Annotated in this window: 19 protein-coding genes; 10 read left to right on the top strand and 9 right to left on the bottom strand. The window is 39.5% G+C overall.

Annotated elements, in window-relative coordinates; all coding sequences use genetic code 11:
- Nucleotides 1–256: 256 nt before the first annotated feature.
- The 4 genes from ESV85_RS10885 to ESV85_RS10870 all read right to left on the bottom strand — a co-directional run bounded on the left by ESV85_RS10885 (nucleotide 257) and on the right by ESV85_RS10870 (nucleotide 3,833).
- Complete coding sequence (locus tag ESV85_RS10885) at nucleotides 257–1,258, bottom strand: alpha/beta hydrolase (RefSeq protein WP_223275974.1); 1,002 nt, start codon at nucleotides 1,256–1,258, stop codon at nucleotides 257–259.
- Nucleotides 1,255–1,800: a hypothetical protein gene (locus ESV85_RS10880; protein ID WP_146917490.1), complete on the bottom strand. Its 546-nt coding sequence runs from the start codon at nucleotides 1,798–1,800 to the stop codon at nucleotides 1,255–1,257. Before ESV85_RS10880 ends, ESV85_RS10885 begins: the two co-directional genes overlap by 4 nt.
- Before the next feature lie 110 nt (nucleotides 1,801–1,910).
- Nucleotides 1,911–2,672 (bottom strand): hypothetical protein, encoded by a 762-nt coding sequence (locus ESV85_RS10875; RefSeq protein ID WP_146917488.1) that lies wholly within the window; start codon nucleotides 2,670–2,672, stop codon nucleotides 1,911–1,913.
- Between the two features lie 711 nt (nucleotides 2,673–3,383).
- Nucleotides 3,384–3,833, bottom strand: coding sequence for a YybH family protein (locus tag ESV85_RS10870; RefSeq protein ID WP_146917486.1), 450 nt, complete (start codon nucleotides 3,831–3,833; stop codon nucleotides 3,384–3,386).
- A 534-nt stretch (nucleotides 3,834–4,367) separates the two neighbouring features.
- Between ESV85_RS10870 and ESV85_RS10865 the strand changes: the two genes are divergently transcribed.
- The 4 genes from ESV85_RS10865 to ESV85_RS10850 all read left to right on the top strand — a co-directional run bounded on the left by ESV85_RS10865 (nucleotide 4,368) and on the right by ESV85_RS10850 (nucleotide 10,512).
- On the top strand, nucleotides 4,368–5,543 hold the full coding sequence (locus tag ESV85_RS10865; protein ID WP_146917484.1) for a DUF4856 domain-containing protein: 1,176 nt from the start codon (nucleotides 4,368–4,370) through the stop codon (nucleotides 5,541–5,543).
- 77 nt (nucleotides 5,544–5,620) lie between these two features.
- Nucleotides 5,621–6,748: an imelysin family protein gene (locus ESV85_RS10860; RefSeq protein WP_146917482.1), complete on the top strand. Its 1,128-nt coding sequence runs from the start codon at nucleotides 5,621–5,623 to the stop codon at nucleotides 6,746–6,748.
- A complete protein-coding gene (locus ESV85_RS10855; protein ID WP_223275973.1) occupies nucleotides 6,735–8,111 on the top strand; it encodes an HTTM domain-containing protein in 1,377 nt (458 codons plus the stop codon). The genes ESV85_RS10860 and ESV85_RS10855 overlap by 14 nt, the downstream gene beginning before the upstream one ends.
- A complete protein-coding gene (locus tag ESV85_RS10850; protein ID WP_146917480.1) occupies nucleotides 8,092–10,512 on the top strand; it encodes a TonB-dependent receptor domain-containing protein in 2,421 nt (806 codons plus the stop codon). The genes ESV85_RS10855 and ESV85_RS10850 overlap by 20 nt, the downstream gene beginning before the upstream one ends.
- 431 nt (nucleotides 10,513–10,943) lie before the next feature.
- On the opposite strand, the gene hxlA is transcribed toward ESV85_RS10850, so the two are convergent.
- Together hxlA and hxlB are read right to left on the bottom strand one after the other, a co-directional pair.
- Nucleotides 10,944–11,573, bottom strand: a complete 630-nt coding sequence (gene hxlA / locus ESV85_RS10845; protein ID WP_146917478.1) for a 3-hexulose-6-phosphate synthase — start codon at nucleotides 11,571–11,573, stop codon at nucleotides 10,944–10,946.
- Between the two features lie 49 nt (nucleotides 11,574–11,622).
- On the bottom strand, nucleotides 11,623–12,207 hold the full coding sequence (hxlB, locus tag ESV85_RS10840) for a 6-phospho-3-hexuloisomerase (protein ID WP_146917477.1): 585 nt from the start codon (nucleotides 12,205–12,207) through the stop codon (nucleotides 11,623–11,625).
- Nucleotides 12,208–12,423: 216 nt separating this feature from the next.
- Here hxlB and ESV85_RS10835 point away from each other — a divergent pair, with 216 nt between their 5' ends.
- The 3 genes from ESV85_RS10835 (at nucleotide 12,424) to ESV85_RS10825 (ending at nucleotide 17,826) form a co-directional block, all read left to right on the top strand.
- Complete coding sequence (locus ESV85_RS10835; protein WP_146917475.1) at nucleotides 12,424–13,269, top strand: helix-turn-helix domain-containing protein; 846 nt, start codon at nucleotides 12,424–12,426, stop codon at nucleotides 13,267–13,269.
- A 692-nt stretch (nucleotides 13,270–13,961) separates the two neighbouring features.
- Entirely contained in the window at nucleotides 13,962–15,530 is a 1,569-nt protein-coding gene (locus tag ESV85_RS10830; RefSeq protein ID WP_146917473.1) for a hypothetical protein, read from the top strand.
- A 538-nt stretch (nucleotides 15,531–16,068) separates the two neighbouring features.
- The gene (locus ESV85_RS10825; protein ID WP_146917471.1) at nucleotides 16,069–17,826 is read left to right on the top strand and encodes a GH39 family glycosyl hydrolase; all 1,758 of its coding nucleotides are present in this window, start codon (nucleotides 16,069–16,071) and stop codon (nucleotides 17,824–17,826) included.
- 1,288 nt (nucleotides 17,827–19,114) lie between these two features.
- Here the strand turns inward: ESV85_RS10825 and ESV85_RS10815 are convergent.
- Nucleotides 19,115–19,330 (bottom strand): hypothetical protein, encoded by a 216-nt coding sequence (locus ESV85_RS10815; RefSeq protein WP_146917469.1) that lies wholly within the window; start codon nucleotides 19,328–19,330, stop codon nucleotides 19,115–19,117.
- 246 nt (nucleotides 19,331–19,576) lie between these two features.
- On the opposite strand from ESV85_RS10815, the gene ESV85_RS10810 reads away from it, so the two are divergent.
- Complete coding sequence (locus ESV85_RS10810) at nucleotides 19,577–20,734, top strand: nitrous oxide reductase family maturation protein NosD (protein ID WP_146917467.1); 1,158 nt, start codon at nucleotides 19,577–19,579, stop codon at nucleotides 20,732–20,734.
- A gap of 386 nt (nucleotides 20,735–21,120) precedes the next feature.
- On the opposite strand, the gene ESV85_RS10805 is transcribed toward ESV85_RS10810, so the two are convergent.
- Nucleotides 21,121–21,723 (bottom strand): hypothetical protein, encoded by a 603-nt coding sequence (locus ESV85_RS10805; RefSeq protein WP_146917465.1) that lies wholly within the window; start codon nucleotides 21,721–21,723, stop codon nucleotides 21,121–21,123.
- 101 nt (nucleotides 21,724–21,824) lie between these two features.
- Here ESV85_RS10805 and ESV85_RS10800 point away from each other — a divergent pair, with 101 nt between their 5' ends.
- Together ESV85_RS10800 and ESV85_RS10795 are read left to right on the top strand one after the other, a co-directional pair.
- Nucleotides 21,825–22,031 carry a helix-turn-helix domain-containing protein gene (locus ESV85_RS10800; protein WP_146917464.1) on the top strand — a complete coding sequence of 69 codons (207 nt, stop codon included), beginning with the start codon at nucleotides 21,825–21,827 and terminating at the stop codon, nucleotides 22,029–22,031.
- Nucleotides 22,021–22,356, top strand: coding sequence for a very short patch repair endonuclease (locus tag ESV85_RS10795; RefSeq protein WP_223275972.1), 336 nt, complete (start codon nucleotides 22,021–22,023; stop codon nucleotides 22,354–22,356). Before ESV85_RS10800 ends, ESV85_RS10795 begins: the two co-directional genes overlap by 11 nt.
- Nucleotides 22,357–22,359: 3 nt before the next feature.
- On the opposite strand, the gene ESV85_RS10790 is transcribed toward ESV85_RS10795, so the two are convergent.
- On the bottom strand, nucleotides 22,360–22,584 hold the full coding sequence (locus ESV85_RS10790) for a hypothetical protein (protein WP_146917462.1): 225 nt from the start codon (nucleotides 22,582–22,584) through the stop codon (nucleotides 22,360–22,362).
- Between the last annotated feature and the right edge of the window lie 87 nt (nucleotides 22,585–22,671).

Genomic DNA, 22,671 nt, shown 5'->3' with positions numbered 1-22,671 from the left:
TATGTCACTTTTTTCTGAAAAATTGTCAGAGTCAGGGCTCTTATTCAGGTAAAAAATGTCAGAATTATCCTCTCAGAACTTTTAAAATGAGTAAAACTGTGAAATGTCTGTGGAGCCAGCTTACGTAAGTATTCCTTGTAGGCTGCCTGGATATGGGGTGTTAACTATATTACTAATCTTTAGATTTGGATTTCCAGTGATAATAATCCTACATTGAACAAGAGTCTCGAGGCTTTTTGTTCTTTGGTGACTTATCTCAATGATGTAAAGCAATCTCCACGATATCCTGAAAAGTTTGCTCTTGGTTTGTCCTATCCTGAGCACTCACAGATTCTATTCGATAGTTGAGTCTGGTGAATACATGCAGTTCAGAATCAATCATCTTGATACTTACTTGATTCGACGGACTGACTCCCTTATAAATCAAAACAGCACTCGCTGGATCAGCACTGGAATCATGAGTTGATTTATAGACATTTAGGGAAGTTTGGGAAGGAAGATTAATGCCCTTCTGTAGATCTAGACGAACTTTTTTGATGACTTTTTGGAGTTCTTGGAGTGTTTTTTGAGGTATATAGGTATACCAGTAGCTTTTTTCCCCATTCGTATTTTCTGCTTCAGTATAGCCTATCAAAGGACCCAGTACACCGATCAAAGGAAGTATTTTATCGGATGGTAGGACAATGGGATCTACCATGAAAATATGTTTTGGTGCGGTTTTACCCTTGAAATAACCTGATGAAATAGCCTCTAAAATAAGTGCTCCACCAGTCGATGAACCCACCAAGTTGATATTGGTATAGCCTGCATCCAAGAGCGCTTCATATTCGTCAAAAATCGCCCATTGCCAATCTTGCCAGCTGTTAGATTTAAATTCCTCATAGGTACGGCCATGACCTCCTAATAATACACTGGAAGTATAATAGGCTTCGGTATTGCCTGACCATGCGATAAACTCTGACCACTCAAATGTCGAAGCACTATAGCCATGACAAAGAATAAAAACGGGTCGGGAAGCTTCTTCTGGCGTGGGATTCGGATTACTCAAGGAAGTCAAATAGTTTTCTGGAGCCATGATCGATGGGTCAAAAATGACTTTTCCATCTAGGAGTTCGTCCGAAATATCAGATGGATCACCACAGGAAGCTAAACTGATTCCCAAGCAAAGGACTAAGTACAAACCAAGTCGGTTGCGAAATAGGAGAGTAGGTAAATTCACTTTCAACCTCAACGAATAAAAAGGTTCGTAATTTTTCATTTCAGTGGATAGTAAAAATTGAGTTGTCCAAATACTGGGTAAAGTGTTCCCGGACCTTCTTGACCATTACCGGAGATCAAATTGTATCCTATGGCAAGGTTTACTTTCAGTCGGATGGGAGTTGTATACTCTAAGCCGGCACTTGTCGAAAGCAAAAGCGAGCTTTGGTCCAATTCCTCAAAATCATCTGATTCATAATCTGCATGAAAGAAGCCGCTGCCCATGCTGACAAAAGGCTGAAGTTTATGATCTTTTTTAAAATAATAGGAGAGCCAAACTTGATAGTTGTCTTGCTTGATGGCGTTGGAGCCGATCGCCGAACCTAGTCGGCTGCTGACATAGCCTATCCCCAAGTAGAGGCGCTGCTGGGCAATGCTATCAGCCGAAAACTGTGCGACAAATCCATTTTCGTAGTAGAGGCCAAAAGACTTTTGGACGCGAAGTCCTAAATCAATATGGGTTTGCTGGGCAAAGGATTCAGTTGTAAGTACAAAAAGAATCATGCCTAATAAAGTGACTAGGCATTTCAAGATAGTTTTCATTGGGATATCAAAAAACCGATTATGAGGGTGTATTTGTGGTAAGATTTTTAAAAATCGATGGTGAAAGATAGTGTTTTATTTCAAAAAGTAGATAAGTGATTAGTTATGAATTAATTTCTTGGTAGAGATTCTGAAATCAACTTTTTAAATAAGCTATTGGCAGCTTGTATTACTTTCAGAATATAATTCTTGAAATAGAAATAGTGAAAATTTTGATAGTATCTATTCAGAATAATTTTTTGATTGTTTTTAAGCAGCTTTCTTGTGTTGCTGAGAATAATCAAGTTTCTGTTTACGCTACTTCGGCTACATACGTGGACAAATAATGCAGCCTTATGATCATGTTCTCCATATAGGCAATTCATTGTATAGGGGTCATGGATAAGAACCTGTGACCCATACTTGGGCACAATATAATCGATAACCAACTTCTGCTCATAGGGAAAAGCACAATTCTCCCGTAAAGCATAGATTTCATCTTCCCAGTGTATTGCTTTCCTATTTACAAGTTTTACTCCTGTATTTACTGGAAATCCCCACGGCTTTTCATTAAACACATGGTAAAGAATCGTCGGGTCACTCAAATCAATAAACTCCTCAATCCTTCTTTCCATTGCTTGAATGTATATATCCGTGTCGAGCCATATATACCATTCCGCATATGGGAAAGCCTCGCTCGCTTTTTTTAAAAGCAAGCACCTTCTGAAATGTAATTCGGGAATACCTTTTGGGACTGGGGTTTCCGAATCATAGTACAAGCTGTATTGATGCGTTTTAGCATATTCTCTTAAGATGTTTCTGGTAAGCTCTGCAAACAAAACAACTTTTGGATAATGCCCAGATACGATACAGATTTTTCGTTGTTGAATCATTTAAGAAGAAAGGATGAAATAATAGATGTTCTCCAATGTAACTAAGTAGAAAGCACGTACGATATTTTGATTAGTATTTTTCACCACAGAGGCTCCAAGTTTTTCCACCAATAAAAAACAATATGTGTATCCGCATGAATGCACGTTCTAGAATTATACATGGTTTTAGTAGTGAAAAATCCCCCTTGCCCTCCGCCGCGGCGGAGGGAATTGCCAAATTTGAACTTCTAGCATTAATATAAAGTACATACGTGCAGTTAAGCGAATACACATAAAAAACAACGGTCACAAAGGAAATGACAAACAAGTTTCTATTTTTTTTCTAGAGTTTCAATTTAGGAGAAAAACGAACCTCAAATCTTTTCCTTTCCGCAGCGGATCATTGATAGGCATAGGAAGGAAGTGTGGTAGTGAGGAATCGGATCTATTTTTAGAACAGAGTGGATTGGTTTTCGGTTTGTGAAGATGCAAATCTAGGCAGAGCTTTTTTAAAAATAGAAAACTAAAGTTAGAAATCTAAAAGTTGTACTTTCTGAAATCACGTTGGGTCCACTTAACACACTTATGCTCTTGCGCTTCTTTCATAACATTACATTTTCTGTAACGCTATTTCAGGACGGGACATTTCCAGGATACTAGAGCATCGAAACAAAAAAAATAGCCCAAGCTTTTACACTTGGGCTACTTAAGAAAGTAAGAGAACATAAAATGCTATTGTTCTAAAACCAAGGAAGATTTTGTGATTTTCCACTCTCCATTAACCTTTGCCAGGGTATTGGTATAACTGCCATTCGTATTTACAGCCTCGGTACCTGCTGTGCCCTCCAGGTGATAGGTTCCCTTCGAAACAAGCGTTCCATCAGGGTTTACATCGTATCCCCCAGGATGAATTGAAACTTTCAATGAGGTTCCAGCAAACTCTTCTGTCATTGCTGCTCCGATTTCGCCTGTTCCACTGAAGTGTCTTCCATCACTAAATGTCCTGACAGCATCTGCAGTGTACATGCTAACGAGCGTCTTCACATCTTTTGCATTATATGCTTTTTCATATTTTGCTGTAATAGCTGCCAGTTCCTTTTCTAAGTCTTGCGCCATTGACGGAATGGTAAGTATCAATGATGCAATCATCATGTACAAACCGATTTGGATTGTTTTTTTCATAAAAGTATTGTTAAGTCTTATGCCTACTCTTATCAGTTTTCGGCTTCCCTGTAGATATGATTATTAAAAATTGAATCCACGTTAAAAATCTCACAGCCTTTGGAACATCTGAGAAAAGCTATTCTAAAAAGATTAATAACTGAGTTCCAAAAAACTTCTTGATAAATTACAATTTTTAAGCGAATATTAAAGCGATTAGCATCATTATATTCAATTGAGCATCAGATAGTTTTACTTAAGTAAAGTCACTTTTTAATATTGTACAATCGTCTAGCTCTCTCTATTGAAGTACCAATTCTTTATAAGCTTATTATCACAGCTACTTTCAAAAAGTATAAGCATTCTTTGTTTCGGCTCATTCCCGCAGATTGTTTCTCAATTAATTTTTAGAAATCAGCCAGATGTTTTTCACCCATTATCAGGGGGTTACATTTGACTAAATAATTTTTATTTAGAATTTATCCAAATAAGCTTTTTAGAATTAGTCTAAATAAATATCTTTGCCTCAGATCTCAATTAAACCATCATTATACTATGTTTCAGTATTTCAAAAAACCTCAGGTCTTGCTAGGACTTGTCCTTTTAGCAAGCACCGCTTGTGAGAACGATTCGGAAAACCCAAGACTCAGAGCTGAAGTAGAATACAGCAGCTTAGACTTCGATAGTTCTTACGCTTCACAATTCCTTGATGCGAATGGAACTTCCACAGTATCTCTTGAGGAAGGAAATATCTCCTTGACTATGTTTCAGTCTTTGAACAAGTACCTGACGTCCAACGTCAGTGCAAACACCCAACTAGATAAGACCATACTTTCTAATCTATTTACTAATACTCAGTCTCCTTTTTCAACTCTGGAAATAACAGGAGATTTATTCACTGCGGCTGATTTGAACAACTCTTCTATCAGCCTAAGTGAGAGAGTTGCAGCTTCCAAATCCGCACAGGAAATTGAAAGTACCAGAGCAAACTTTGAATTACTTTTTGCAGAAATTGAAGGCATAAGCTCATCTCTCAATGAGGAAGCGGGAGTTAACAAGGCCGGGAAACTGGGGAGCTACCTGTTAAATGAAGACGGAATTGAAGTCGCGCAGGTCATTCAAAAATCTTTAATTGGCGCATTTCAGCTTGATTATATTGGCAACGTGCTTTTAACAGCTAGATTAAATGCTGATAATTCTACGCTGGTAGCTGGAGAAAACTACACGGAACTTGAGCATAACTGGGATATAGCCTACGGTACGCTTACTACTAATCCTATTTACCTGGAAGGATTCACAGACAGTGAAAGGGGTACTGTGTCAGAGTTTGGTGCAGGATCCTATATCTGGGAATACAATAAAGCTAGCTATGCTAAAATTTATCCAGCATTTCTGAAAGGAAGAGCTGCGATCGCTAACAATGATAGGGTTGAGTTGGAAAATCAAGCTTTATTTATCCGACAGGAGTTTGAAAAATCTTTGGCAAATGCAGCCCTAGGGTATTTAGGAAAATGGAGAACCAGCGCAACTGCAGATAAGAGAGCGCATGCAATAGGCGAAGCAATTGGATTCATTTACTCCTTACGATTTGCAACTACTTATCAGGCTGATGCGAACTTCTCAGACTCGATCTTGCTCGCACTTATTGGAAGTGACAATGGATTTTGGGACTTAGATGCCACTAAAATCAGCAATGCTGAAGCTGCCATTAAGGCGAAGTTTAACCTCTGATAAATAAAGATTTCCAAAAATGTATCGGCCTATTAAGAGTAGGTTGATACTTTTTTCATTTCTGAAAAAGCCCTACGATGAAAAATATAAAGACTCAAATCCTATTTCTGCTTTTGGCAACCTTGGTAAGCTGCGTAGATTCTACCGAGAATATAAGCCAGCCTGATGTTTCCACTGACCGAAAAGAAATGCTTACTTTTTGGGTAGAGGAGTTGATTCTTCCTTCTTACGCTGAGTTTGACAAGGATTTGCAGGCTATGCTGATCACTGCGGATGATTTCACCACCAATCCCACTGAGGCTAGTCTTTCGGCTTTTAGAACTTCCTGGACTGAAGCTTATATTTCTTGGCAAAATGTAGAAATGTATGAAGTAGGACCTGCTGAGAAATATACGCTTAGAAGTTTCTTCAATATCTATCCTGCCGATGTTGCCGGAATTCAAAACAACATCACCTCAGGAACTGCCAATCTAAACTTACCGCCAGCCTATGCCCAGCAAGGATTTCCAGCATTGGATTTTCTGCTAAATGGCGTGGCAGCTCAAGAGGAAAATATCCTCGCGTTTTACCTTGACTCTGAAAAAGGAGCACAGAGGCTTTCGTATATAAAAGTGCTTGTATCTAGAATGGATACACTTTTAGATCAGGTCATCTCTGAGTGGAAGGGAACTGCAAAGGATGATTTTATCAACCGAACCGGTCTGGATATTGGTTCTTCCACTGCCTCCCTTGTGAATGCCTATGTGCTTTATTATGAGAGACATGTGCGGAGTGGGAAATTTGGAATTCCTTCAGGCGCAACGATTGCCAGCGCAGGTACTCCAAACCCTGATAAAGTGGAAGCTTATTATAAAAAAGACATTTCCGGGAAATTAGCCAAAACCGCTCAGCTAGCTTTTAGCAATTTTTTCAATGGAAAAGCAAATGGGAAACAAGGCCCTTCCTTGAAGTCCTATTTGAATTCAATTGGCGCAAAAGATCCTAGCACTGGAAAATTATTATCTGAATACATCAATGAGCAATTTTCACTTATAGATAATCTTGTTGAAGCCTTATCAGATGATTATTACTATCAAATAGAAACTGATAATGATGCCATGGTAAAGGTGTATCAGGAGATGCAAAAAGCTGTCAGAATTCTTAAGGTAGATATGACTTCTGCCATGAGCATCACCATCACTTACACAGACAATGATGGTGATTGATCTGAAATCATCATTTTCCTCCTATTTAAACCAAACATCATCCCCTGCAGCCTTGGCTGTTTTCAGGATGATGTTTGGTGTTTTGATGATGATCAGTATGTTGCGTTTTTGGTTTAAAGGCTGGATTTTTCAGCTATACATTGAGCCCAAGCATCATTTTACTTTTTACGGTTTCGAATGGATAAAGCCATTAGGACCCTATACCTACCTGCTTTTTATCATAGCGATTCTATCCGCATTGCTTATCTGCATTGGCCTATTTTATAGGGGAGCGAGTATCCTGTTTTTCCTGAGCTTCACCTACATAGAGCTGATGGATAAAACCACCTATTTAAACCATTATTATTTCATCTCCCTGCTAAGCTTTCTACTTATTTTCCTACCGGCAAATGCCTATTTCTCTGTGGATGCCTGGAGAAAACCCCAGATAAACTCAGACAAAATTCCAAGCTGGTGCACCGATTCCATCAGGTTGCTAGTGGTTATCTTGTATTTCTATGCCGGACTGGCCAAACTGAACTCTGACTGGTTATTCCATGCCTTACCTATGAAAATATGGCTTCCGGCAAAAAATGATATTCCGTTCATAGGCGGATTATTCAATGAACTATGGGTTGCATACCTGTTCAGTTGGATTGGTTGCCTCTATGATTTGAGCATAGCTTTTCTTTTGCTCTATAAGCCTACACGTAAACTGGCTTTCCTTTCAGTGGTTACTTTCCACTTGCTTACCTCGCTACTCTTTCCGATTGGGATGTTCCCTTACATTATGATAGGGACAGCATTGATCTTTTTTTCTACAGGTTTTCATCAAGCCTTTATTCGTAAAATCGGTGCAATTCTTACCGTTAGCCATTCCTTTCTTACACCAGTTCGAACCTATAGTTTTTCAAAGATTCAGCAAAATCTTGTGACTGTTGGACTGCTTATTTTCTTCTCATTTCAGCTGCTTTTCCCCTTTAGATACCTGCTATATCCGGGTGAGTTATTCTGGACGGAGGAAGGATATAGATTTTCCTGGCGTGTTATGCTCATGGAGAAAATGGGGGCAGCGTCATTTATCATCAAAGATGAGATGGGGAAAATCATTGAGGTGGATAACAAGGATTTCTTGACTCCACAGCAGGAGAAAATGATGGCTACGCAGCCGGATATGATTCTGCAGTATGCCCATATTCTCAAAGAGCATTATGAAAAAGCGGGGTTTGAAAACCCTCAAATCTACGCCGACACCTATGTCTCGCTGAATGGCAGAATAGGAAAAGCATTGATAGACCCAACCGTTGACCTTTCAAAGGAAAAAGAATCATTTCGCCCTAAACATTGGATTTTAACATTTCAAGATGAAATTAAAGGTTTATAACACCCTGATATTAAGCTTATTTCCGCTGATCCTGATGGCTCAGCATAAACTGAGCGGGACCGTCAAGTCTGCTGAAGATCAGAGCATCATTGCACAGTGTACTGTCTACCTGAATGATGGATCAAAATTGGTTGAGGTAAATAAGAAAGGAGAGTTCAGCTTCGATAAGCTAGCAGACGGAGCCTACACTGTACATTTTACCAGTGAATCCTTCCAGTATAAAAATATACAAGTGCTGATCTCTGGAAAAGATCAAACCCTGCAAGTCCTACTCACGCCCCAAAGCCAAGACTTAGACGAAACAGTGGTGACAGATTCAGGGGCTGATTTTGGGCTTTCTAGAATGCGCTCGGTGGATGACATGGGCCTATATGAAGCTAAAAAATCTGAAGTGATTCTAACCGAGAATTTAACAGCAAATCTATCTACCAATAATGCCAGACAGGCTTATTCTAAAGTGGCCGGCTTGAATATCTGGGAAAATGATGGGGCAGGACTTCAGCTCAGCATAGGAGGCAGAGGCTTGGACCCCAATCGCTCTTCCAATTTCAACACCAGACAAAATGGGTACGATATCAGCGCCGATGCCTTGGGCTATCCAGAGAGTTATTATACCCCTCCTTTGGAGGGTATAGGTAAAATTCAAATCGTCCGTGGAGCGGCTTCTTTACAGTATGGAACTCAATTCGGAGGCCTCATTAACTTTCAGATGAAGCGGCCGGTGGAAGATAAAAAGTTTGAACTTACTGCCAGACAGACCCTGGGCTCCTTCGGATTCTACAATACCTTTACCAGCGTCAGCGGCACTGCAGGCAAAGTCAGTTATTACTCATTTTTTCAATACAAAAAAGGGGAGGGCTGGAGACCAAATTCTCAGTTTGAGAGCTATAATTTTTACTCAAATATCAATTACCAGCTTTCTGACAAAACCAGTGTGGGAGTGGATTTCACCAAGATGAAATACTTAGCCCAGCAGCCAGGTGGACTTACCGATGAGATGTATCTGCAGGATCCCAGACAAAGCAACAGGGAGAGAAACTGGTTTCAGGTGGATTGGAATCTTTATGCGCTGCATTTAGACCATAAATTCAATAGCAGTAATTCTATTAATCTTAGAGTTTTCGGTTTGAATGCCAACCGCTATTCCGTTGGTTTTCGTCCCAACCGTGTAGCAACAATCGACGACAACTCAGAAAGAGATCTGATCAAAGGAGATTTTGAAAACTGGGGAGCAGAACTTCGGTATTTGAAAAGATACGCGGTAGGGAATATTCAATCGATCGGCCTTGCGGGCGTTAGGTACTATCACGGGTATAATCATAGCAGTCAAGGCTTTGGCAGCACAGGGTCAGATGCTGATTTTGACTATGTGCCTGGGGAAAATAAGTTGCTCAACGATTACGAATTTCCAAATAGAAATACCTCCCTTTTTATGGAAAATATCTTTTTCATAAATGAGCAGTTTTCCATCACTCCGGGGGTAAGATTTGAGTACATCAAAACCTCATCTGAGGGATACTATGCTACGGAATTTAAAGATCTTGCAGGCAATATATTGGATAGAACAGTCACCGAGGAGTCAAGGTCAAATACCCGAAGTTTCCTGATAGGAGGGCTGGGCCTCAGCTACAAGCCTACGCAGCAGGTAGAACTGTATTCCAATATTTCCCAAAATTATAGATCCATTACGTTCAGTGATATGCGGATTTCTAATCCCTCCGCTACCATAGATCCCAATTTGCAGGATGAAAAAGGTTATTCATTGGATTTGGGAATTAGGTCTGATCAAGGAAAAATCCTCAATTACGATCTGAGTTTTTTCTATCTGAATTACAATAACAGAATTGGGGAAGTACAGTATTATAATGAAAGCAACAGGGTACTTAGACAAAGAACCAATATAGGTCAGGCCATCCTCAAGGGTGTAGAAAGTTATGTGGAGTGGAATTACATCAACACTTTCCTACCTGAAAACAAGCTTTGGAGAGGATCTATTTTTACCAATATTGCCCTGATTCACTCCCAGTATAAACTGAGCGAGGTGCCTGGAATCACAGGCAATCAAGTGGAGTTTGTACCCAAAGTCAACTTCAAAACTGGCCTTGCTTTAGGATACGATAAGTTCAAATCCTCCATACAATACAGTTTTCTAAGTGACCAGTTCAGTGATGCCACCAATGCAACTGAAGGCGGGGTTTCGGCAGTAGTGGGATTGATTCCAGCCTACCATATCCTGGACCTTAGTTTGTCCTATGAATTCCAAAAATTCAAGCTGGAAGGGTCAGTTAACAATTTGACAAATGCCATCTATTTCACCAGAAGAGCTACAGGATATCCCGGCCCAGGCATTCTACCATCGGATGGAAGAGGAGTGTATCTGACGCTACAGTTTAAGTTGTAATCACATCTAGAGTTGATTATAAAATATGTGTATCCGCATGAATGCACGTTCTAGAATTATACATGGTTTTAGTAGTGAAAAATCCCCCTTGCCCTCCGCCGCGGCGGAGGGAATTGCCAAATTTGAACTTCCAGCATTAATATAAAGTACATACGTGCAGTTAAGCGTATACACATATTATAAAAAGGTATTAATTGCGTAAAAGCATTTCTAATATTCCTCTAAAAATGAAGGGTGTTATTGTTCAGATTCGAATATAATCAGCTCTGATTCAGTAAATAGAGGAGAGATTCTCCATGAGTGTGGGTAGTAATTTCCCAAATAGCATACTCATCGTGGAGCCTTCATGAATATAGTCTCTTCCATAAAAAGAATGCCTCCTGGAAATTGTATTTCCGGGAGGCATATAGTATTGTGTTTTATTTCTCAGGTTAAGCGTTTAGCAGCTCTTTTAATTCTTTTGCTGCCTGAGCAGGGTCTTTAGCTCCATAGATTGCAGCTCCAGCCACAGCCACCACGGCACCGGAATCCTTCACCGCTTTGATGCTGGATAGATTTACGCCGCCAGCGATAGACACAGGTACCCCGGCACGGGAAGCTTCATCTATCAGAACCTGAATGGAATAACCATCCTCTGCCTGTTCGTCCAAACCGGCATGCAGTTCAACAAACTCAACTCCCAAAGCATACACTTCTTGTGCACGCTTAACTCGGTCTTTAACCCCTATAGTATCCACTACCACTGCTTTGCCATAAGCTTTAGCCGCTTTCACTGCTCCGACAATAGTAGAATCTCCGGTTGCTCCTAAAATAGTAATGTAATCTGCTCCTGCCTTAAAAGCCATTTCAGCTTCCAATTCACCAGCGTCCGCAGTTTTAAAGTCAGCAAAGACCAGTTTGTCTGGAAATGCTTTTTTCATTGCTGTAATTACAGCTAGACCTTCACTTTTGATCAGTGGAGTTCCCAACTCTATAATGTCCACATAGGGAGCTACTTTGGTTGCCAAAGCGATTGCATCTTCTGTAGTTAATAAATCAATTGCTACTTGTAATTTGGTCATAATGTATTAGTTAAATATGTTTTATTAGACTGGTGGAATAGCTAGTATACTATTCAAGATTGGCATGACGCTTCCATAATTCAGAGGTGGTACTCCCACCGGATTTCCAGAGTACCTGAATAGTGGAGTCGAACACCAGTAATAATGCCTGTTCGAATAAACTGCCGGCGTATTGAGTGGAGAGCTGTTCCTTTTGTTCTTGCTTTTGCGCAGCAGGAAGTACGATCACTTGATCGGACAATCTGGCCAGTTCAGATTCAATGGCAGTAGTGAAACACAGATTTCTGGCTCCTGCTTCTTTTGAGGTAGCCGCTGCCCTTACTATGCTTTTGGTGGTGCCGCTACCTGAACCAGTGATCAATAGATCTCCTTGACCTATGGCAGGAGTAGTAGTTTCGCCCACCACATAGGTTTGGTAACCCAAATGCATCAGTCGCATCGCGGAGGCTTTCATCATCAATCCACTTCTGCCCATACCCATTAGGAAGATTTTATCCGCTGAGTTGATTTCATTGATGAGCTTGGCAAGTGAGCTGTAGTCCAAGCCTGCTTGGAGCTGTAGATGTTCCTGGTATATAGCTTTTAAGGCCTGAGCCAGTTGATCTTGTAAAGTGCTTGCTATGCTGTCTTCCATTACTATGTGTTATCGTCTGTTTGGGTGGGTACAAAGCTAGGCAGAGGTAAGCCGAGCTGATTACACAATCTGATAGTTGTGTGGTATTATTTGCTAACACTTGCTGAATCTGTGGTGTAATTGTCTACTATTGTGGTACATTATAGAAACTCATCCGAATGAGAGCCTTAATTAATTGGGATTAGGCTCTTGGATCTAACCAACAAAATCACATCAATGCTTAAGGACAAGGTTTTATATATTAGAGATTTGGCGGACTGCCCGCCATCCTATTTAGATGATCCGGGAAGAAGGGAGTTTTTCGAGATTGTGTGGCTTAAAAATGAAGAGGCACTTCACACGATCCGACATGACTTTCAGACTTTAAAAGGAGATTGGATTTATTTAATTCCCCCATATAGGGTTCATCAGCTTAATAAAGCTGGGAAAAATGGAGTTTTGGTTTCCTTTAAGCAGGAGATGCTTGAAGATGACTTAAAGGAGTTCCTGCTGGATGTGTTCAGGATATTCAACATTCAGGGAGAGTTCTCTTGCCTACAGGTAAATGAGGAAAATGCGAAAAGTCTGAATGCTGTTTACAAATTGATGGAGGAAGAATACAACCAAAGCTCCATGAATCTGATTATGCTTAAGGCTTTATTAAAGGTTTTACTGTTGAAATTGATCCAACTCAAGGAACATCATTTCACCTTGCAGGATATTCATGAAAAGCGAATCTATGAGTTTATGATGCTGCTTGAGCTGAACTATCATGAAGAGCGTACAGCTGATTTTTATGCAGGAAAGCTTGGAATCAGCGCCAAGCGGCTCAATCAAATTTTAAAAGAAAAACTCAATAAGACGGGTGTACAGTTGGTCCATGATCGATTGATTTTGGAAGCCAAGCGACAAATTATCCATAGTGAAAATACGATGAAGGAAATTGCATTTAATTTAGGATTCCAGGACCGATCCTATTTTAGCAGGTTTTTTAAGTTGCACACAGGCAATACCCCCCAGGAATTTCAGACCAAGGTTAAAAACCATGTACTGCAGCATGAAAACACGCTTATTGCTAATTAAAATGCGATGTATTTTCATCCGAATAATAATTCGCTTTCCACAATAGCTTGTATTTATGGCGCGCTATCCTGTCCGACAGCGTATCGGGAAGGATGGGAGGAGCTTAACTAAAAAAATACCCTGTACGTGAGGAACTAGCGTAAGAAAACAGTCCATTGGACTGTTTTAGTGAGGGGCCAGGTTGTGCGTTGGAAAATATCATTTTATTCACTTTCTTGCACAGGTCTTTTAGTTTTTGAAATCTATTATCCCGGTTGAAAGCAATTCGGGAGCTATCAGTTACCACCGCCCAGCGCCTCCTCTTTAAGGAAGAGCCGGTCCTGCAGTATTTCGGGAAGGATGGTAGGAGGTAGATAAAGCAACTTTTATCAGCATTTTCCGGGATTGAATCTGGAAATCAAACAAGAATTATTTTGAAATTATAATTGACCAGAGTTTAGTGCGCACTTTCTAAAGTGGCTGTCCCGATAAGTGACGCGATATCGGGAGTTGGGTGAGATCAGATATGTTTTGACTTTAATTGTTTCCTATCTTTTTATATAGCCTATACAGCCCATTAGTGTCAGGAAGTATGATTGTCTTAACATACATAACCTTAGATATAATGGATATAAGCAACCCTAGTTGATCTTGCCTATTTGTATTTTTTGTACCAATAATAAAATAACGCTCACAACTTTACATACGTCGAAATGAAACTTAAAACCTATTGTCTACTTACTAATTTAACATTGGCTTGGCTTTTTACTTCCTGCGGAAATAAAAATAATGATTCAAACTCTAATGCTGACAGTGCAACTTTATATAGCTATTCCCTGTCGATAGAAGCTGTTAATGAAAACTATCTTGCTCCTGCGTTACAGTCCTTCGTGCATGCCAGTATCCAAGATGATTGGCTACTTTTTGCAGGAAGAACTAACGGAAATGATACGCTGGGTGGCTTACACAATTTAAATGCGGATTATTCACTAAAGTCTTTCCCTCCTAAATCATTTAATCCCTTTATCTATACGTTCAACCCCAAAACAGGAAACCAATCATTTCTTAACTATTCGGACATGTTGAGCACTATTCGCTCCATAGCAACCGGAGCTAATGGCGAGACCGAAGATATTCAGGCGATCAGTAAAAAAGTTGGAGATCTATTGGCTGAGCACGGCAGGATCTTTATGTGTACTAATCCTCAAGTCGTACAATCGGGGGATTACCTATATGTAGTTGGAGGGTATGGACCTCCTTTAAGCGAAACCCCGACCAAGGATAACTACACCACATCTGATGAGATAGCCAAAATTAACGTTCCACTCTTAATGAGAATTACTAACCAGGACTGGAATTTAACTGTTACAGAATGGGAAGACCTATTTAAATTTGGAAACAATGCAACGCTAAGGGCTACTGGTGGGGAATTGAAAAAATTAAATGACAAATTTTATTTGGCTGCAGGACATAATTTTGATACTGCACAAGTTTATTTAAACAGTGTCTACGAGTTCAATTTCTCAGAAGATGCTAGCACGCTCGCTCTTACTGCAACGGTAACAGATACTATTAGTGATATTTCTCCAGCAGAATTGCTAAACAATCCGAAAAAAGCAGATAGCACTTCTGTTTTCAGAAGAAGAGATCTACCCATAGCTGCAGCCCTTTATCTAGACAAGGACAACAACCTTGCTCCCAACTTTGCGCTACTGGGTGGAGTATTCAAATATGGTGAAACATTGGCCGCTTGGAACGATGCCATTTACATTACTCCTGACGGAGCAGAAAAGTATGTGATCGATACACAGTACGATCAGAAGAATTGTAATATATATTCCTGCCCTGATTTTGTAATCTATGATTCACAATCAAAAGACCTTCATACCTTCTTACCGGGAGGCATAGGAAATGGCAAGCCAGATGCTGACTTATCTGGATTTACGAACACATTGGGCTATGCTAAGTACAATCTAACGACGAAAGCAAGTTCATTTGACACCCTTTCAAACGTTTATCCATCCAACTATTTTTATGGAGCAGAAGCAGAATTTGTTCCCAATAGCAATGCTAGGTATGTAACCATTAATGGCATGGAAACAGATGTAATCGATGGAGAAAGTACCTTTAATAGTTCAGAACCAGTGCATATTGGATATATCTATGGAGGAATCGAATCTTACGAAATATCTCCTTCAACCTTTGGCAGTGGTAAATCTGGAGCTTCTAATAAAGTTTGGAAGGTAATGGTATCTCGAACTCCAGTTCAAGGAGAGAAATAAGATGACCTCTAATTAGACTAAACTTCAACCAGTGCCAAATAGAACTTCAATTGAGAGTAGAAGAAGCTTCTCTCAGAGGGGGGATTTTCTTACAATAGCCCCCTTCGGCTCTATTTGAAGCACATTCCAACAATCTAGCAGAAGCAATCTCCCCCGCCTTAAGGAAGAGAGCCTGTACCGATGAGCAAATCGATATCAGGAAGAAGGAGGGATGAGATAGAAAAGGCAAATACTCCCGACTGCTAGGTGCTAAGAAATCTTCCTAAAAAAGAATTCTGCCTTGGGCAGACTGCAGGGAAGGAAAATCCCACCCTGTCACCACGAGCGATTTGACTACACTTACCGGGATTATTTCAGCGAAGAATTCATCTGAGATTATCTACCATATTCATCTGTCTAGCCTAGCATCATTTATAAATTACCAAAGCATTTTTATTTAATGAAATTCCTCCCTAAACTATTGGGCTGTTAGAAACATATGTTTATAACTTAGGCTCAGATCGCTTTTGCTTTTATTAATTGACTAACCCATAAACCTATGAACGATAAACCTACTGTGTCCCTTTTTAAACTACGGGGCTTTATCCTGTCTCTATTCGCCATTCTTGCTAGTATAAACCTCAGCATCGCGCAGGAAAAGGATATCAGAAATGATGAGCCTGTCCATTTCAACATTGATCTTTCAAAGGAAATAGGACCCATGCAACCAGCTTGGGCTTGGTGGGGATATGATGAGCCTAATTACACCTACATGAAGGACGGCAAGAAACTGCTTTCTGAAATAGCAGATCTCAGCCCTGTTCCCGTGTATGTAAGAGCGCACAGTTTATTGGTCACCGATGAAGGCCCAAGAGCGGCATTGAAATGGGGATCGACAAACGCCTACACCGAGGATAGTGATGGAAATCCTATTTATGATTGGACCATAATTGATCAAATATTTGATACCTATATAGAAAGAGGAATGAAGCCTCTTGCCCAAATTGGATTTATGCCCAAAGCATTATCTACCCAGCCAGAACCTTATCGTCATTATTGGAAGCCGGGGGCAGAGTACAATGATATTTACACGGGCTGGGCATACCCTCCAAACGATTATAATAAGTGGGCTGAATTGGTTTTCCAATGGGTAACACACAGTGTGGAGCGATATGGTAAGGAGGAAGTAGAATCCTGGTACTGGGAACTTTGGAACGAACCTAATATCGGCTACTGGAGAGGAACTACCGAGGAATACATCAAGCTGTATGACTTCACTGCCGATGCGGTAAAAAGAGCCTTGCCAACTGCTAGAATTGGTGGTCCTGAAACAACTGGGCCGGGATGGGACAAAGCTGCGGAGTTTCTGACTACTTTTCTGGATCACGTGATTTCAGGCAAAAACTACGCGACTGGAAAAACAGGTTCTCCTCTCGACTTTATAACCTTTCATGCCAAAGGAAGTCCAAAAGTAGTAGATGGAATTGTGCAGATGGGATTGAGAAATCAATTGAATGACATCGACAAAGGCTTCGAAATTGTTGCCTCCTATCCTGAACTGAAGCACTTACCCATAGTGATAGGTGAATCCGACCCCGAGGGATGTGCCGCCTGTTCTGAGGCAGATTACCCGCATAATGCTTATCGAAATGGAACTATGTATTCCAGTTATACAGCGGCTTCATTTGCTAGAAAATATCAGCTGGCAGACCGCCATGGGGTTAATTTTCTAGGAGCTGTGACCTGGGGATTTGAATTTGAAGATCAGAAATGGTTTGCAGGATTCCGCGATATGGCTACCAATGGTGTAGACAAACCTGTACTGAATGTGTTTCGCATGTTTGGAATGATGAGTGGACAGCGAGTCTCTATTTCCGGTGGGGTAAATGCAGGTACTGATACGTTCGCCTATAATCTGGATAGCATACTCCAATCAAGTGTACGTAGAGCTGCTCAGGATATCAATGCTTTTGCAACCGTAGATACTAAGTCTGCAGCTGTTATGGTTTGGAACTACCATGATGACGACAAGGAAATGCCTACAGCTCCAATAAAATTGACTCTTGGAAATATTCCAGTCAATAAGGTGCTGATACATCATTATCGGGTGGATAAAAATCACAGCAATTCCTATCAGGTTTGGAAGGATATGGGCTCACCACAAAATCCAACCCAAGAGCAGATTTCAGAGCTTGAGGAAGCTGGACAGCTCAAACTGATCACCTCACCTAAATGGATTAATGTAGAGGAAGGCAAAGCCCAAATAGAATTTGACTTGCCTAGTCAGGGGGTGTCTTTGGTGAGATTGACCTGGTAATCTTTATTGTCGGTTATACAGCGCATGCTTTTCTTGTTGGTGTCAGGTAGCAGCACCTGGGTCTGCGGTAGATTATGTCATTAGCCCAAAGCAATGATATCAGGGTGCGGTATCTTAACTAACCGAATTAAGTGATGATGATCTTATCACTTAACAAGAGGGGGCGCACATTAACTAAGTGATTTGATTAACTAGGAGAGCCTTGCGATATTTCCGTATTATTCACTTAATTGATAGAATCTCCTACATCCTGAAGCTCTCAACCCTTCAGGATGTAGGATTAGGGATCCAGCCAAATTTTCTAATTCTTCGGCCTCCATCCCAGCAATGGCAATTTCTCCCCATTCTTGGCATTTTCTTTCTAATTGAAATATAAACTTGGCCGGTGAATGCCAACATCACAACTTAGCGAACATCATACTTTTAGTGCTTCATAGGCCTCAAAAAGGCCTGTGGAGTAGATAAAACGACGCTTGGAAATCCTTTAGTAATAAAGCCCTCACGTTCAGCTACCGAACAATCATTATCGGATTGAATTTTGTGCATACTATGATCTCAAAATCAATCGCTTATCTAATTTTAAGATTCAATCGATTTTTATTAAAAAAATAGTAACCTAATAGCAATGACAATGAGCAACTACATAAGATTTATTTCCACCGCTTCGAGTTTTCTTTTTGCATTCCTTTTAACCACAGGATTATCCTATTCCCAAATACCACAGAATACACCAAAACCAACAGGCCCAATTGACCTTTCCAGGACCAGCAACGTGGTCATTTTTATAGTTATTCCCGTTGTTATCCTTATCATTTACCTAATTTTTAGACGCCGAATAAGTAAAGTAAAGAAAGAGAAAAATGAGAAAATGAGATAAGAAAAGTAGTTTATAGTAATCCAGATAAGGAAGCATCAGTCTTGCAGCATGACCTCCCCAAAATCTAGTGGGTCGATGTGGGAGATCATGTTTTAAATTACCCATTTCCTACTTTAGGGTCATGAAACAGTTACTTCACCTATTTCCACTAATTTTTTTGCGTTCCAGCCGAGCTATGAGTTGAAAATCCTCCTTTATGCGGTAGTTGCTCGAGGAGTTCAAGGATGAGCCTTAAAAAAAACACCATTGTGAACAGCTGGTTTTCTAATGTGACATTTGGAATAACAACTTTGGGCAGTACAGCTCACCCCGCCGATAGCTTTGCCGATGCCTGGTATGGAAAATGGAGGAATAGGCTCGCTCAAATTTTTTAAATTCAGGAATGACTCTCGTGTTTCAATGTTCCCAATTCTATTCCGCCAATCCACTCAAACTTTTCATTGCATAAAAAGCAAGTGATAAAGTCAGCTGTCTGAAATGGCCTCCGTTCTGTAAGAAACCATAGGTTTGAAAGCTTTTCTGAGATCTGCCTTGATGCATAGCTCCGGCTGGTTTATGTCCTTCCAGATTGCCAATGTGGCAAATAGTCACTTCATTGTCGACTAGGGGACGTTTTTGCGAATTCAAACTCTAAAAGTATAGTACATTGTTCTAGGTAATATTGAACAAAAGCATATATATCTGAAATTTATTTATTATTTATAATGTGATTATACGTTCAATAAATAGGAATATAATATCATAATAAAGATTCTGTAATAAATAAATTATGCAATAATTTGAAGTTTTATAATAATCAAAATAAACAATTTAATATATATTTTTTAACTGATTAATTAACATACCTTACATGCTAACTTTATATATTTTGTAATGAAAAAACTATTATTTTTCTCCATGATCGCCGCGATCATGGTAAGCTGTAACATCGATGGAGAAGATCCAAAGCTCAATCTACAAGATGAATTAAATCAGGGGCTTGACACTGGTATCGAAATCGATATACTGGCGATGGAGAACGGGATTAAGGGAATTTTGCAAAAAAATGAAACGAGATTAGCTAATTCGGAGAATTTCAAGAAAGAAAAGAAAGAAAAGATTAATGTTCCCGAAGACTATGCCACAATACAAGAAGCGGTGGATAATGCTGGAGAAAATGCTTCTATTACCGTTGAATCCGGGATTTATGAAGAGCAAGTCGTTATTACCACAAGAGGAATTAAAATTGAAGCAAAAAAGCTAGGAGAGATCATACTAAACGGTGGATTTGTAATAAATGCAGATGATGTGAGTATTGAAGGATTTACGATCAATTTGACTTCCCCGCCAAACTTTGTGTTATATGAAACCTCTCTTTATTCGATAGTTGCTCAAAGTGTTAAAGGACTAACATTGAAAAATAACACCATTGCTAACAACATTTTTACTAATTTTGCATATGGAATTATAACTTTTGGGGTGAGGGAATCTAGCTTTGAAAATAATAATATATCAAATGTGCATTATGGTATAATATTAAGTTATTCAGCAGAAGGCAATGTCCCTTCTTTCCAAAACACGGTTTCAGGCAACCACATTTATGATGGTTGGAATAGTGGACTTCGCCTAATTGGAGATAGTGACAATCATCTGATTAGCAATAACGAATTCTCGAATAACGGAAATCCGGATATTTGGATAACAGGTAACTCCAATATAGGCCATAGCGATAATAATCAAATCAAGGGAAATAGGTCAAAAAATAGCTTGCAAGGTATTGCCCTATCTGAAATAGGTGATTTCAATGAAATTACAAATAATGAATTTCTTAATCATCAATATCATGGAATCTCACTTTACACCCTTAATTCCTTGAGTAAGGGAAATATTATAAAAAATAATAAGGCCTTTGGAAATGGCACTGATTATGGAAAATGCGATATCTATTTGAATGAAGCTTGGGTACTTTTAAATCCAATCGAAGAATCTGATAACAAATCAGGTTGTTTTGAGCTGTTTACACCATGTGTTGGTTTTGCATGCGGGCCATAATTATAAGCCTTTTATCTTGAGAGGCCTAAAAATACGATGTAAGCCATTGAGGTGAAACAGATCATAAATAGCGCTTATTAATTAAAAGGATGGTTCGATCGAGCCGTCCTTTTTTCATATACTTTTTCAAAGCAGATTTAAATACACTAAATAAATCCTTGTAGATTTTATAGTCAACGCAAATAACACCAGACCAAATGGCAACAGTTGGATACTCCGATTTTAGTTTGGCATTGCTATCAATAGGAATGTGGCTTTAGCCCATTCCTAATTGTTGATAACATTCCCAAACGGGGCTTTAGCCAAATCCCAATATCACCCCGCGGATAGCTTTGCGGATGCCTGGTAAAGGAATGGAGGAATTGGCTCGTTCAGGCTTTTAAAATTCAGGAATGACTCTCGTGTTTCAATGTTCCCAATTCTATTCCACCAATCCAATCAAACTTTTCATTGCATAAAAAGCAATCGCTAAAGTCATCTGTCTGAAATGGACTTTGTTCTGTAAGAAATTTGATTGATTTGATTGCAGCATCTTCGTAGCTAAGGCTTCCCCAAGTCAAGCTTACTTTTCTAAATACAAGCGATTGACCTTTATAATCAGCTATTTTGGTCTCTCCTCCAAGGATGTTTTGAATGCTATCAAAATGCCTGGCATCACCCAATGCGAGAAATACTTCATTGGTTACTGGTAGAAATTCATTGTATAAATCTGTAATTGATTTGATCACCTCCATCATCTCTTGTACAGCTTCCTTCGGTGTAGAATATAAGGAGTCTGCCTCAAGGGTGGAGTAATCAAACCTTTCGAGAATTCCTTTAGTCTGATCGAATCCTAGTTTGTATGGTTTATCTGGATTTTCATATCGATCTTCAGTCAGGTAAATTCGAAACTCACCTGAATAACCGGACAGTTCCAGATAGTGATATTCTTCATCATTCTCGACGATTTCCCAGTTTGGAATTATAGAAGGTAGATGGGATAGATACATTGGATTTTGCTAGTTTTAGTATCAGAAGAAGCTGTATAAATATAACAATTAAATTCAAAATGTTGACAATAGTCCACAGTATTAAAACGCGCAAATCTTAAATGGACATAAAGCAAAGTTTTGGTTTACGAATTCAGGGACTTAGAAAGGTCAGAGGAATGTCCCAGGAAAAACTTGCATCATTTTCGGAATTGGACCGTTCTTATATCTCAGGCATTGAGCAGGGAAAACGGAATGTATCCCTCGAAGTAATAGAAAAACTAGCCAAAGCGCTGGAAATTCATATCAAGGAACTCTTTGAAGAATAAACCCTACATACGCCCCAAAATTGCAATCCCACAGTTCTCTGAGGAGAACGGTTTTTATACTACCAAAGCCCGTTCCTTCAATATGTCGCAAATCAAAGGGAAAAATACCAAGCCTGAAAAACTATTGAAGAAAGCTTTATGGCAAGCAGGAGTGAGGTATAAAACTCCGAAGAAGCCATTATTTGGGAAGCCTGATATCAGCCTCAAAAAATACAAACTCGTCATCTTTGTAGATGGAGCTTTCTGGCATGGCTATGACTGGCAAAACCGCAAACATGCGATCAAATCTAATCGTGAATTCTGGATTGAAAAAAATAGATGTTGAGAATTATGGCTGATTTATGAATTGTTCCAATATTTTTTTGAACTCTTCTGCCATTTTTTTATTGAACTGAATATTTTGTTTTGATCCCCTTTCCCTTTCTTGATCACCCATTGCATATGTGCGAATTTGAAGATATTCTTTTCCAATAATAACATCTCCTATGACTTCTCCTGATCTAGGAGATATTTTGTCAATATTTTCAAATAGTATTTTGCCTAATAAAGCCATATTTCTATAAGGATTTAAATGATGAATTTATTTTATCTAAGTTCTTGATTATTATTTGGCTAATAACCTCTAAATCTGACATAAATT

The sequence above is a fragment of the Algoriphagus aquimarinus genome, from assembly GCF_007997215.1.
Taxonomy (GTDB): Bacteria; Bacteroidota; Bacteroidia; order Cytophagales; family Cyclobacteriaceae; genus Algoriphagus; species Algoriphagus aquimarinus_A.
This window is presented reverse-complemented; position numbering and strand designations above follow the sequence as displayed.